Annotated in this window: 12 protein-coding genes; 8 read left to right on the top strand and 4 right to left on the bottom strand. The window is 67.9% G+C overall.

The features are described 5' to 3' along the window. Positions 1–341: 341 nt before the first annotated feature. Positions 342–1,298, bottom strand: a complete 957-nt coding sequence (gene trhO / locus ETC07_RS03685) for an oxygen-dependent tRNA uridine(34) hydroxylase TrhO (protein ID WP_136247156.1) — start codon at positions 1,296–1,298, stop codon at positions 342–344. A 168-nt stretch (positions 1,299–1,466) separates the two neighbouring features. Beyond that, positions 1,467–2,717 carry a phosphoglycerate dehydrogenase gene (gene serA, locus ETC07_RS03680; RefSeq protein WP_136247155.1) on the bottom strand — a complete coding sequence of 417 codons (1,251 nt, stop codon included), beginning with the start codon at positions 2,715–2,717 and terminating at the stop codon, positions 1,467–1,469. Positions 2,718–3,006: 289 nt separating this feature from the next. Between serA and ETC07_RS03675 the strand changes: the two genes are divergently transcribed. From ETC07_RS03675 to ETC07_RS03655, 5 genes are all read left to right on the top strand, one after another. Further along, positions 3,007–3,285: an exodeoxyribonuclease VII small subunit gene (locus tag ETC07_RS03675; RefSeq protein ID WP_136247154.1), complete on the top strand. Its 279-nt coding sequence runs from the start codon at positions 3,007–3,009 to the stop codon at positions 3,283–3,285. Beyond that, positions 3,272–4,159: a (2E,6E)-farnesyl diphosphate synthase gene (gene ispA / locus ETC07_RS03670; protein WP_136247153.1), complete on the top strand. Its 888-nt coding sequence runs from the start codon at positions 3,272–3,274 to the stop codon at positions 4,157–4,159. The genes ETC07_RS03675 and ispA overlap by 14 nt, the downstream gene beginning before the upstream one ends. Before the next feature lie 36 nt (positions 4,160–4,195). Beyond that, on the top strand, positions 4,196–6,178 hold the full coding sequence (gene dxs, locus ETC07_RS03665; RefSeq protein ID WP_136247152.1) for a 1-deoxy-D-xylulose-5-phosphate synthase: 1,983 nt from the start codon (positions 4,196–4,198) through the stop codon (positions 6,176–6,178). Next, entirely contained in the window at positions 6,175–6,933 is a 759-nt protein-coding gene (gene djlA, locus ETC07_RS03660; RefSeq protein WP_136247151.1) for a co-chaperone DjlA, read from the top strand. The genes dxs and djlA overlap by 4 nt, the downstream gene beginning before the upstream one ends. Positions 6,934–7,171: 238 nt before the next feature. Then, a complete protein-coding gene (locus ETC07_RS03655; RefSeq protein ID WP_136247150.1) occupies positions 7,172–8,725 on the top strand; it encodes a Na+/H+ antiporter NhaC family protein in 1,554 nt (517 codons plus the stop codon). Between the two features lie 99 nt (positions 8,726–8,824). Here ETC07_RS03655 and ETC07_RS03650 read toward each other — a convergent pair whose 3' ends face one another. Both ETC07_RS03650 and ribA read right to left on the bottom strand, forming a co-directional pair. Beyond that, positions 8,825–9,106 (bottom strand): hypothetical protein, encoded by a 282-nt coding sequence (locus ETC07_RS03650; RefSeq protein ID WP_136247149.1) that lies wholly within the window; start codon positions 9,104–9,106, stop codon positions 8,825–8,827. Between the two features lie 239 nt (positions 9,107–9,345). Further along, on the bottom strand, positions 9,346–9,981 hold the full coding sequence (gene ribA / locus ETC07_RS03645; RefSeq protein WP_136247148.1) for a GTP cyclohydrolase II: 636 nt from the start codon (positions 9,979–9,981) through the stop codon (positions 9,346–9,348). A 137-nt stretch (positions 9,982–10,118) separates the two neighbouring features. Here ribA and hemE point away from each other — a divergent pair, with 137 nt between their 5' ends. The 3 genes from hemE (at position 10,119) to speE (ending at position 12,541) form a co-directional block, all read left to right on the top strand. Further along, complete coding sequence (hemE, locus tag ETC07_RS03640) at positions 10,119–11,192, top strand: uroporphyrinogen decarboxylase (protein ID WP_136247147.1); 1,074 nt, start codon at positions 10,119–10,121, stop codon at positions 11,190–11,192. Next, entirely contained in the window at positions 11,185–11,568 is a 384-nt protein-coding gene (locus ETC07_RS03635; RefSeq protein WP_136247146.1) for a VanZ family protein, read from the top strand. The genes hemE and ETC07_RS03635 overlap by 8 nt, the downstream gene beginning before the upstream one ends. A gap of 64 nt (positions 11,569–11,632) precedes the next feature. After that, positions 11,633–12,541 carry a polyamine aminopropyltransferase gene (gene speE, locus ETC07_RS03630; protein ID WP_136247145.1) on the top strand — a complete coding sequence of 303 codons (909 nt, stop codon included), beginning with the start codon at positions 11,633–11,635 and terminating at the stop codon, positions 12,539–12,541. Positions 12,542–12,701 lie beyond the last annotated feature (160 nt).

Below are 12,701 nucleotides of genomic sequence, written 5' to 3'. Positions count from 1 at the left end.
CTTCCGAAGCGCCGCCGGTGGCGGCATGGTGGACAAAGGGTTACCCAAGCCTCGTCAGGGCCTGCCTGAGAAGGGATGGCGCGCCGATAGGGCAGACATGGGCCGGGAACCGACGCCTTGGTTCAGGTGCCTTTGTGATTATGTATACGGCATATGAATCGTCATTGATGAGACGATTGTGTACAAAATGGGAGCCTTTGGCATGACTGTCAAGGCGAGGTGGCGTCGCCGCGTGGCGGGTCGAGCGGTTCGCGCCGGCCTGCGGCGGCGAAGCGGAGTCGCTGGCATGACGACGCGGCCCCGGGGCGCGCCGTCGCCGTCGGGGATCGCCTGGCGGGAGATTAGCTGCCGGTCTTCAGCTCGCGCGGGTCGCGGCCCAGGGGATGGGGCTCGCCGCGCTGCTTGGCCAGGCGGATCTGCTTCTGGCGCTCGCGGGCCGCGGCACGTGTCTTCTCCGGCAACGAGTCCCAGCAGTGGGGGCAGCTGACGCCGGGCTCGTAGCATTCCGAGCGCTGGTCGTCGGCGGAGATCGGCATGCGGCAGGCATGGCACTGCTCGAACTCGCCCTCGCTGAGGTCGTGGCGCACCGTGACCCGGTTGTCGAACACGAAGCACTGGCCGCGCCACAACGACGCCTCCTCGGGCACCTTCTCCAGGTAGTTGAGGATGCCGCCCTTGAGGTGGAAGACCTCCTCGAAGCCTTCGTCGAGCATGAAGCTCGAGGCCTTCTCGCAGCGGATGCCGCCGGTGCAGAACATCGCCACCTTCTTGTGGCGGCTCGGGTCGTAGTGAGCCTTCACGTACTCCGGAAACTCGCGGAACGACTGGGTCTGCGGGTCGATGGCCCCCTCGAAGGAGCCGATGGAGACCTCGTAGTCGTTGCGGGTGTCGATCACCAGCACCTCGGGGTCTTGGATCACGGCGTTCCAATCTTCGGGGTCGACATAGGTGCCCACGGTATCGTTGGGATCGACGCCCTCGACGCCTAGGGTGACGATCTCACGCTTCAGCTTGACCTTGGTGCGATAGAAGGGGGGAACGTCGCAGTAGGATTCCTTGTGATCGATACCGGCGAGCCGCGGGTCCGCGGTGAGCCAGGCGAGCAGGGCATCGATGCCGTCTCGGGAGCCGGCCACGGTGCCATTGATGCCCTCGCGGGCGAGCAACAGGGTGCCTTTCACGTCATGCGCGAGCAGGGTCTGGCGCAGGGGCTCGCGCAGCTCCTGATAGTCCTCGAGGGTCACGAACTTGTACAGGGCGGCAACGACGGTGCCCCCCGCGTGATGGGGTGTTGTCATGGTGATCTCCTGGTTGTCGTCCTCGCAAAGGACGGACCGGGGTGGGAATGGCGGCATTCTACCCCTCACGTGGCCCATTGGCACCCCGCGGGGGAGGGGGGCGTTCTAGCCCCTCGGACGCGACGACCCCGGCACGGGGCCGGGGTCGTCGCTGGGGCAAAGGCCGTCTCAGCCCTCGAAGCTGGTCTCGGAGTAGAGCACCCGCACCCGATTGGTGTGGGCGACCCGGCTCAGGGTGTCCAGCGCCCGCTGGCCATATTCCTTGTCGACGTCGATCACCACGTAGCCGATGCGCTCGTTGGTCTGCAGGTACTGGCCGAGGATGTTGATGCCGCTCTCGGAGAGTACCCGGTTGATCTCGGACATCACGCCCGGCACGTTGTCGTGGATATGCAGCAGACGATGCTTGCCCGGGTGCGAGGGCAGCGCGACCTCGGGGAAGTTGACCGAGGTGATGGTGGTGCCGTTGTCGGAGTAGGTGACCAGCTTCTCGGCGACCTCGAGGCCGATGTTCTGCTGGGCCTCGAGGGTGGAACCGCCGATATGCGGGGTGAGGATGACATTGGCCAGGCCGCGCAGCGGGCTGACGAACTCCTCGTTGTTGCCCTTGGGCTCGACCGGGAAGACGTCCACGGCGGCACCATGCAGGCGGCCGGCCTCGAGTGCCTCGGCCAGCGCCTCGATGACCACCACGCTGCCGCGGGAGGCGTTGATCAGGATGCCGCCGGGCTTCATCAGCGCGAGTTGTTCCTCGCCGATCATCCAGCGGGTGGGCGGCAGGTCGGGTACGTGCAGGCTGACGATGTCGGCGCGGGCCAGCAGTTCCTCGAGGCTGCCCACCTGGCGGGCGTTGCCCATGCCGAGCTTGGTCACCACGTCATAGTAGATGACGTCGAAGCCGAGCGACTCGGCGAGTACCGAGAGCTGGGCGCCGATGCTGCCGTAGCCGACGATGCCGAGGATCTTGCCGCGGGCCTCGTGGGCGTTCTTGGCCGACTTCAGCCAGCCGCCCTGGTGGGCTGAGGCACTCTTCTCGGGGATGCCGCGCAGCAGCATGATCGATTCGGCCAGCACCAGCTCGGCCACCGAGCGGGTGTTGGAGTAGGGCGCATTGAACACCGGGATGCCGCGCACCAGGGCCGCGTCCAGGTCCACCTGGTTGGTGCCGATGCAGAAGCAGCCCACGGCCACCAGCTTCTCGGCGGCACTGAAGACACGCTCGTTGAGTTGGGTCCGCGAGCGAATGCCGATGAAGTGGACGTCGCGGATCTTGTCGATCAGCGTCTCCTCGTCCAGCGAGGTCGGCAGGTGCTCGATGTTGGTGTAGCCGGCATTGAGGAAGTGGTCCACCGCGCTCTGGTGAACGCCTTCGAGCAGCAGGATCTTGATCTTGCTCTTGTCCAGGGAAGTCTTGGCCATGGTCGAATCAACCCTTGTTCGGTGTGCGCCGCATGCCGCTTCAGGCCATGGCTGGGGCCCTCGAAAAAGGGGGGAAAGCCTGAACCGCTGCTGGCTCGAAAATGAGGGGGAACATGCTACCACAGCCCGGAAATGGCGGGATGAAAATGCTGCGTCGCCGACTTGAGTCGCCTGCATGATGAGCCGCCCGTCGTGCGGCCTCGGGGCGGACTTCGTCGGGGCAGACGACCCCCGGGGGGGAGCGTGTATACTATCGCCCTCATGGTGGGAGCGACTAACGAGGAAAGCCATGGCGGAACAGCATAGCTCGTCTCGGGACGAGGCCGCGCCGACGGACTTCGCCGCAACCGTCGAGCGCCTGGAGGCGCTGGTGGAACGGCTTGAGTCCGGCGAACTGACGCTCGAAGGCTCGCTTGCGGCCTTCGAGCAGGGCGTGAGCCTGACCCGCGACGCCCAGCGCCGGCTCGACGAGGCCGAACTCAAGGTGCGCACCCTGACCGAAGGCGAGGGCGGCGGCATCGACCTGCGGCCCTTCGCCCCGCCCGCGGAGGACGATGGTGAACGCTGACACCCTGGTGGCGCGACTGGCCGCCGACCGGGCGCGGGCCGATGCTCGCCTGGAGACGCTCTTCAGGCGTCGAGAGACGGCGGATGCCCGCCTCGATGCGGCGATGCGCCACGGCGTGCTGGTCGGTGGCAAGCGGCTGCGGCCGGTGCTGGTCTACGCCGCGGGCCGTGCCCTGGGGGCTGCCGATGCCGACCTCGACGCGGCGGCGGCGGCGCTGGAGCTGGTCCACGCCTACTCGTTGGTCCACGACGACCTGCCGGCGATGGACGATGATGACCTGCGGCGCGGTCAGCCGACGGTGCATCGTGCCTATGACGAAGCCACGGCGATACTGGCCGGCGACGCCCTCCAGACGCTGGCCTTCGAGGTGCTCGCCGCGACGGCCCCCCCGCGGTTGCCGGCGATGATCACGACCCTGGCCCAGGCCGCCGGTCGCGATGGTATGGTCGCCGGCCAGGCGCTGGACCTCGCCGCGGTGGGTGGCCACCCTGACGTCACGGCACTGGCCACCATGCACCGCCACAAGACCGGCGCGCTGATTCGTGCCGCGGTGCGCCTGGGCGGCCTGGTCGCGGTCGACGAGGATGATCCTCGGCTGGCCGCGCTGGAGCGCTATGCCGAGGCGATCGGCCTGGCCTTCCAGGTCCACGATGACGTGCTCGACGTCACCGGCGATACCGTGACTCTGGGCAAGGCCTCGGGGGCCGATGCGGCTCGCGACAAGCCCACCTATCCCAGCCTGCTGGGGCTCGAAGGGGCACGGGCGCGGGCCGTCGAGCTGGTCGAGGAGGGCGTGGCGGCCCTGGCGCCGCTGGGCGCCGCCGCCGCCCCCCTGGCCGAACTGGCCCGATACATGATCGAGCGTGACCACTGAGGAAGCCCACGGGCTTCCCTGACAGATAGAGCCTTCATGAAGCTGTTCGATGACATTCCGGTCGAGCGTCCGGCCACGCCGCTGCTCGACACCCTGGAAACGCCGGCCGCCCTGCGTGCCATGGACGATACCCAGCTCGCCCAGGTCGCCGACGAACTGCGCGCCTACCTGCTCTACAGCGTGGGCGTCTCGGGCGGCCACTTCGGCGCCGGGCTCGGCGTCGTGGAACTCACGGTGGCGCTGCACCATGCCCTGGAGACCCCCTACGATCGGCTGGTCTGGGACGTCGGCCACCAGGCCTACCCCCACAAGATCCTCACCGGGCGACGCCAGGCGATGACCGGCATCCGCCAGTACGGTGGCCTGGCGGCCTTCCCGCGGCGCGCCGAATCCGAGTACGACACCTTCGGTGTCGGCCATTCCAGCACCTCGGTCTCCGCGGCGTTGGGCATGGCCCTGGCCGCTCGTGCCCGTGGCGATAACCGCCGGGCCTGCGCGGTGATCGGCGACGGGGCGCTGACCGCGGGCATGGCCTTCGAGGCCCTGGCTCACGCCGGGCACGTCGATGCCAACCTGCTGGTGGTGCTCAACGACAACGAGATGTCGATTTCCGAGAATGTCGGCGGTATCGCCAGCTACCTGGCGCGGATACTCGCCAGCAAGCCCTACACCAGCATGCGTGAGGGCGGCAAGAAGGTGCTCTCGCACCTGCCCGGGGCCCTGGAGCTGGCGCGGCGCACCGAGGAGCACATGAAGGGCATGGTCAGCCCGGCGACGCTGTTCGAGGAGATGGGCTTCAACTACATCGGTCCCATCGACGGGCACGACCTGACGGCGCTGGCCCAGACCCTGCGCAACATGCGCGACCTGGATGGCCCGCAGTTCCTCCACGTGAAGACCCGCAAGGGGCGCGGCTTCCTGCCCGCCGAGGCCGATCCCATCGGCTATCACGCCATCACCAAGCTGGAGAAGCGCGAGCCGGGCAAGAGTGAGGCGCCGCCGCTCAAGCCGGCCAACCCGGTGCCGGAGGGTCCCAAGCCGCAGAGCGATGTATCGCGCCCGAAGCCGAAGAAGTATTGCGCGGTGTTCGGCGACTGGCTGTGCGACATGGCGGTGGCGGACGACCGGCTGATCGGCATCACCCCGGCGATGCGCGAGGGCTCGGACCTGATTCGCTTCTCCCAGGAACATCCGACGCGCTACTACGACGTGGCGATCGCCGAGCAGCATGCGGTGACGCTGGCCGCCGGCATGGCCTGTGAGGCCATGAAACCGGTGGTGGCGATCTACTCCACCTTCCTGCAGCGCGGCTATGATCAGTTGATCCATGACGTGGCGGTGCAGGAGCTGGACGTCACCTTCGCCATCGACCGTGCCGGGCTGGTCGGCGAGGACGGCCCGACTCACCACGGCGCCCTGGACCTGTCTTACCTGCGCTGCGTGCCCGGCCTGGTGGTGCTGGCGCCGGCCGACGAGGCCGAATGCCGGGCCATGCTCAGCGCCGCCTATCACCATGCCGGGCCGGCGGCGGTGCGGTATCCGCGCGGCACCGGCCCCGGCGTCGAGATACCCGAGCACCTGGAGCCCCTGGCGATCGGCGAGGCCCAGCGGCGTCGCCGTGCCGGTGGCGATGGGCCCAGGGTGGCGCTGCTGGCCTTCGGTAGCCTCAATGGCCCCGCCGCCGAGGTGGCCGAACGGCTCGACGCCACGCACCTGAACATGCGCTCGGTGAAACCGCTGGATCGCGAGGCGGTGCTGGCCGCCGCCGCCGAGCATGACCTGCTGGTGACGCTCGAAGAGAACGTGATCGCCGGCGGCGCCGGCAGCGGCGTCAACGACGTGCTGATGGCGGCGGGGCACCCGGGGGTGACGCTCAACCTCGGGTTGCCCGACGCCTTCGTCGAACATGGCAAGCCCGCCGAACTGCTGACCGAGTGCGGCCTCGACGCGGCGGGTATCGAGGCGGCGATTCGCCGCCGACTGGCGGCCGACGCCGTCGAACAGGGAGAAACGTCATGAGAGTGTTGTTATTCATCGGCGCCCTGCTGGGCTACCTGATCGGTGGCTTCGTGGGGCTGCTGGTCGGTGGCGGGCTGGGTTACTGGCTGGCGCATCGGCTGCGCAAGAGCATGTTGGGGCGGCTGGCCGGGGTGCAGACGCAGTTCCTCGAATCGACCTTCGCGGTCATGGGGTGCCTGTGCAAGGCCGATGGTCAGGTCTCCGAGGACGAGCTGGCGGCCTCCCGCACGCTGTGGGATCGCCTGCGGCTCAACGAGCAGCAGCGCGCCAAGGCGCGCGCCGATTTCACCCGCGGCAAGAGCGCCGACTTCGATCTGGACGCCGAGCTGGCCAAGGTGCGTCAGATCGTCGGCACCCAGCCGGCGCTGCGCCAGGTATTCCTGCAGGTCCAGCTGGCCGCCGTGGCCGCCGATGGCCAGCTGCACCCCGCCGAACACGAGATGCTGACACGGGTCATGCGCGGGCTGGGTTGCTCCGATGCCGAGATCGCCCAGATCGAGGCGATGCTGCGTGGCGGCCCCGATGCGGCGGGCGACTCGGGCCCCTCGCTGGAGGATGCCTACCAGGTGCTGGGAGTCTCCGCCGAGGCCAGCGATGCCGAGATCAAGAAGGCCTATCGGCGCCTGATGAGCGAGAACCATCCCGACAAGCTCGCCGCCAAGGGCATGCCCGAGAGCATGCGCGAGGTGGCCAAGGAACGCACCAGCGAGATCGGCAACGCCTACGAACGCATCCGCAAGGCTCGCGCCGCCTGACCCCGCAGCGATACGCGTGATGCACGACGAGGCCCCATCCGCTGGGGCTTCGTCGCGTCTGGGGCGTGTGCCGATGCCGCGATTCGACGGTGTCTTGTCGGAATGTGACATCAAGCTTGCCGGAACGAGCCGGGGAGCCTAGGATGCCCGGCTGCGCGCCGGCTCGTCCGGATGATCGGCGCCATTCGCGCCGGGCACGCCGGTGGAGGCCTACAATAATTTCCAGGAGACCCCCCTGATGTCATTCGGAATCCTTTCCTTGTTGCCGCCGGTGCTGGCCATCGTGCTGGCGCTGGTGACGCGCAACGTCATTCCGGCGCTGTTCTGCGGCGTGTGGCTGGGTGCCACCATGCTGGCCGGCGGCAACCCCGCGGCCGGTCTCTACAATAGCTTCGGTGATTTCATCATCCCCAGCGTCGGCGACGAATGGAGCGTCACGGTACTGATCTACTGCGGCCTGTTCGGGGTGCTGATCGGCGTGCTGCAGCGCACCGGTGGCGCCCAGGCCATCGCCCGTGCCATCTCGGCCCGGGTGGCCTCGCGGCGCGGTGCCCAGGGCGCGACCCTGGGGCTCGGCGTGCTGATCTTCTTCGAGGACTACTTCAATGCCCTGACCGTGGGCAGCGTGATGCGGCCGATCAGCGACCGGTTGAAGGTCTCGCGGGAGAAGCTGGCCTATATCGTCGACTCGACGTCTGCGCCGATGTGCCTGCTGGGTCCGGTCTCCACCTGGGTGGTGTTCGTGATGGGGCTGATCGGCACTCAGCTGACCGCGATGGAGATCGATGGCTCCGAGTATCTGATCTACCTGTCATCGATTCCGCTGAACTTCTATGCCTGGCTGGCCCTGGGGATGATCGTTTACATCGTCGTGACCCAGCACGATTTCGGCCCCATGGCCCGCGCCGAGGAACGCGCCAAGACCACCGGGGCGGTGATGGCCGATGGGGCCCAGCCGCCCTCCGGGCATGAGGCCGAGGAGATGAGCCCTGTGCCGGAGGCGACGGCACGCAAGCGCAACATGCTGGTGCCCATCGCGGTGCTGGTGGGGATGATTCCGCCGCTGTTCCTGTGGACCGGCAACTTCCCCGAGAATGACCTGGTCACCGCCGTGGGCGAGGCCGACGGTGGGCAGTCGATCCTGATCGCCACGCTGGTGGCGGTGGCCGTCGGCCTGACCATGGGCATGACGCAGAAGCTGTTCGACTTCCGCGAGGCCATGGATATCGTGGTCGATGGCATCAAGAGCATGACCCTGGTCTACATCATCCTGACCCTGGCCTGGTCGATCGGCAGCGTGACCTCCGAGCTCGGCACCGCCGACTATCTCGTGACGCTGGCCCAGGCGAATATCTCGCCGAGCGTGGTGCCGGTACTGCTGTTCCTGATCGGTGCCCTGGTGGCCTTCACCACCGGGACGTCCTACGGCACCTTCGCCATCCTGATTCCCATCGCCATGCCGGTGGCGGTCGCCATGGATCTTCCACTCGGCCTGGCCATCGCCGCGGTGCTCAGTGGCGGTATCTTCGGCGATCATTGCTCGCCGATCTCGGATACCACCATCCTCTCCTCGGCGGGCTCGTCGTGCGATCACATCGATCATGTGCGTACCCAGCTGCCTTACGCGATCACCGCGGGGGTGTCCGGCATCCTGGCGTTCTTCATCGCCGGCCTGTCGGGCAGCGCCTTGGTCGGCGGGGTCTGTGGCATTCTGACCCTGGTGGTGATAGCCCAGGTGTTACGCTACTTCTGGCGTGCGCCGGGCGACCGATCGTCGGCCCAGCAAGGCTGACCCTCGCCTTCGATAGACGCAGAAGCCCTCGGCCAAGGCCGAGGGCTTCTTGCATCGGGCCGCCGGAAGGCGGCCGCGATCAGGCGTGAGGCGTGTGCCTCAGCCCTGGGTGGCCTGGCGGGCCAGCTCGTTGGCACTGCCGCTGGAGGCGATACGGCTCGGCTGCGGCTGGGCATTCAGGCGCAGGCGGGCCTGGGCCATGGCCTCACTGCCGCCCCAGTCCATGGTCGTCTCGTGGGAGGCATCCTGGGTCGCGGTGTCTTGAGCGGTGGACAGCGACGCCTGGTTGAGCGTCAGGGCGCGCTCGCTGGCCTGGTCGGCCTGGGCGGCGATGGGCAGGGCGGCGAGTAGCAGGCTGGCGGCGATCATCTTGGTCTTCATGGGGAGCATCCTCGTTGGTGCGATTTGATAACGAGTATAATAATAGCACGTTAAAGATAAGCCAAAACATAGATGCCTATGGCGGCGATAACGTCGGCCTATGTCGTCGCTGAGAGGAGGTGTGCGGCGGCGAGGTGATCGCCCAGGCGCGGCCGTGAGCGGGAGGTCGGGCGGTGGGCCCGAAGGGCCAGGCCCCGCGGCGGCGTCGCTGCCGCGGGGCTCGTCGATGGGAGGCGGGCTCAGGGCTTGCGTTCGTCGTCCACGTCGCCGGCCGGGGTGAAGTCGTCCAGCGCCATCATGTGGCCGAGCTTGCCGGCCTTGGTGGAGAGATAGTGCTCGTTGTGGGGGTTGAGACCGGTGGTCAGCCCCACTCGCTCGCTGACCTCGACGCCGACCTGGGTCAGGGAATCGACCTTGCGCGGGTTGTTGGTCATCAGCCTGAGCGAGCCGATGCCCAGCGCCTCGAGCATCGGCAGGCAGAGGTCGTAGCGGCGCAGGTCGGCGGCGAAGCCGAGGCGCTCGTTGGCCTCGACGGTATCGGCGCCCTGATCCTGCAGGTGGTAGGCACGGATCTTGTTGAGCAGGCCGATGCCGCGGCCTTCCTGGCGCAGATAGAGCAACACGCCGCGGCCTTCGGCCGCGATGCGCTTGAGCGCCTCCTGTAGCTGATAACCGCAGTCGCAACGCATCGAGAACAGGGCGTCGCCGGTCAGGCACTCGGAATGCACGCGGCCGAGGACCGGCGCGCCATCGTCGACGTCGCCCAGGGTCAAGACGACATGGTCCTTGCCGGTGGCCTCGTCTTCGAAGCCGTGCATGGTGAAGGTGGCCCAGGGGGTGGGCAGCCGGGAGGCGGCGATGTAGCGAATCGTCACGGGATACCTCGATGCATGACCATGGCATGGCCGATGGAGATGTCCCCATTCTATCAGGACGATGACGGCCTCACGAGCAGCCCGAGTGGTTCCTATGGGTTACAATGCGCCCACATTTTCCGTGGATGAGCGCCCGCATGGAACTCAACAACGATCGCCTCCTGCGCGCCTTGGCGCGGCAGCCCGTGGACCGCACGCCGGTGTGGATGATGCGCCAGGCCGGTCGCTACCTGCCGGAATATCGTGAGCTGCGTGCCCAGGCCGGCAGCTTCATGAACCTGTGTCGTGACCGCGATCGCGCCTGCGAGGTCACCCTGCAGCCGCTGGAACGCTATCCGCTGGATGCCGCCATCCTGTTCTCGGACATCCTGACCATTCCCGATGCCATGGGGCTGGGACTGTATTTCGAGACCGGCGAGGGGCCCAAGTTCCGCAAGCCGGTGCGCACCGCCGAGGCGGTCGACGCGCTCAGCGTGCCCGATGCCGAGCGCGACCTGGACTACGTGATGAACGCCGTCTCGACCATCCGCGGCGAGCTCAACGGCCGGGTGCCGCTGATCGGCTTCTCCGGCAGCCCCTGGACGCTGGCGACCTACATGGTGGAAGGCGCCTCGAGCAAGGACTTCCGCCACGTCAAGGCGATGCTCTACGACACGCCGGACATCATGCACCGGCTGCTCGACACCCTGGCCCGGGCGGTGACCGACTATCTCAACGCTCAGATCCGCGCCGGCGCCCAGGTCGTGCAGATCTTCGATACCTGGGGGGGAGCACTCTCCACGCCCGCCTATCGGGAGTTCTCGCTGCGCTACATGGAGCAGATCGTCGCCGGGCTGATTCGCGAACACGAGGGGCGCCGGGTGCCGGTGATCCTGTTCACCAAGAACGGCGGCCAGTGGCTCGAAGACCTGGCGGCGAGCGGCGCCGACGCCCTGGGGCTCGACTGGAGCACCGAGCTTTCCGGCGCCCGGGCGCGGGTCGGCGACCGGGTGGCCCTGCAGGGCAACCTGGACCCCAATGTGCTGTTCGCCAATCCTGCGGCGATTCGCGCCGAGGTGTCGCGCATCCTCGACAGCTACGGCAGCGGCCCGGGGCATGTGTTCAACCTGGGCCACGGCATCAGCCAGTTCACCGATCCGCAGCGCGTGACCGACTTCATGGAGGCGCTGCACGAGCTGAGCCCCGCCTATCACCAAGCGCCCCATGGCTGAGACGGGTCGACTCATGTGCCTGCTGCGGCGCTGGCACGACCGGCGCCGCCTGTGGGCCGGGCTGGCGCTGGTGGCGGCCCTGGTGATCGCCTGGGGCAGCCTGACGCCGGGCGATGAGCTGCCGAGCTCGTTGCCTTGGGACAAGGCCAGCCATTTCCTCGGCTATGCCGCCATCGCCGGGCTCGTTGGGCTGGCCGGCCTGCGTCTGCCGCTGGCCTTCGCCGCCGCCGTGCTGTTCGGGGTGGCCGTCGAGTTCGCCCAAACCCTGGTGCCGGGGCGCGTCGGCGGCGATCCCGCCGATCTCATGGCCAACGCCCTGGGGGCGGCGTGCGCGGTGCTGGTGCTGTGGGCGCTTCGCCGGCGTGCCCTTCGCTAGGCGTCCTTGCCGGCCGCCGCGGGCGGCCCGGGTTTTCTTTCACTCGTCACCCTGAGGGTTTGCGATGAGTTCCACGCACGATACAGGCTTCGACTCTGGCCACGGCCATGAGCTTAATGCTGGCTGGTTCACCGAAGTCTTCGCTAGCCACGGCAGTGCCTTCTCGCTGAAGGTGTCCGAGAAGCTACACGAGGTGCAGAGCCCCTATCAGCTCCTCGAGGTCTACGCGACCGAGGCCTTCGGCAACCTGTTGACGCTCGACGGCTGCGTGATGCTGACCGACCGCGACAACTTCCTCTACCACGAGATGATCGCCCACCCGGCGCTGTTCACCCACGCCGATCCCCGGCGGGTGGTGATCATCGGCGGCGGCGACTGCGGCACCCTGCGCGAGGTGCTGCGCCACCCCGGCGTCGAAAGGGTCACCCAGATCGATATCGACGAGGAGGTGACCCGGGCATCCGAGCGTTTCTTCCCGGCGCTGACCGCCTCGAACGACGATCCGCGCGCCGAGCTCAAGTTCGCCGATGGGGTGAAGTGGATCGAGGCGGCCGCCGAGGACAGCATCGACGTGCTGATCATCGACTCCACCGACCCGGTCGGGCCCGCCGAAGGTCTGTTCAAGACCGACTTCCTGCGCCGCTGCCATCGCGTGCTGCGCCCGGGCGGGGTGCTGGTGCAGCAGAGCGAGTCGCCGCTCTACCACAGCGGCTCGATCATCCGCGAGCTACGCCATGACATGCGCGAGGCCGGTTTCGACAGCGTGGCCACGCTGCCCTTCCCGCAGCCGGTCTACCCCTCCGGCTGGTGGAGCGTGACCCTGGCCGGCAAGCAAGGCGACGTCGCGACCTTCCGCGAGGCGGATGCCACGGCGCACGAGCTGCCGCTCGACTACTACACCGCCGAGGCCCACCGTGGCGCCCTGGCGCTGCCCCCCTTCATGCGCCGCTTGCTGGACGAACCGCACGGCTGAAGGCGGCGTCGCCAGGTGACACGATGACGAACCCCGGCCGCGGCCGGGGTTCGTCGTGGTTACCGAGCATGGCGGCCTAGGCCCTGTTCGCAAACTGGCTGCGCTCGGCCATACGGCGTTAAGAATCGACTCAACGTACGCATTCACACCCCGTAGACTC

The organism is Halomonas borealis (assembly GCF_004798905.1).
In the GTDB taxonomy this organism is placed as follows: domain Bacteria; phylum Pseudomonadota; class Gammaproteobacteria; order Pseudomonadales; family Halomonadaceae; genus Halomonas; species Halomonas borealis.
Note: the sequence above shows the minus strand (reverse complement) of the source record. Positions and strands in the feature narration are given on the sequence as shown.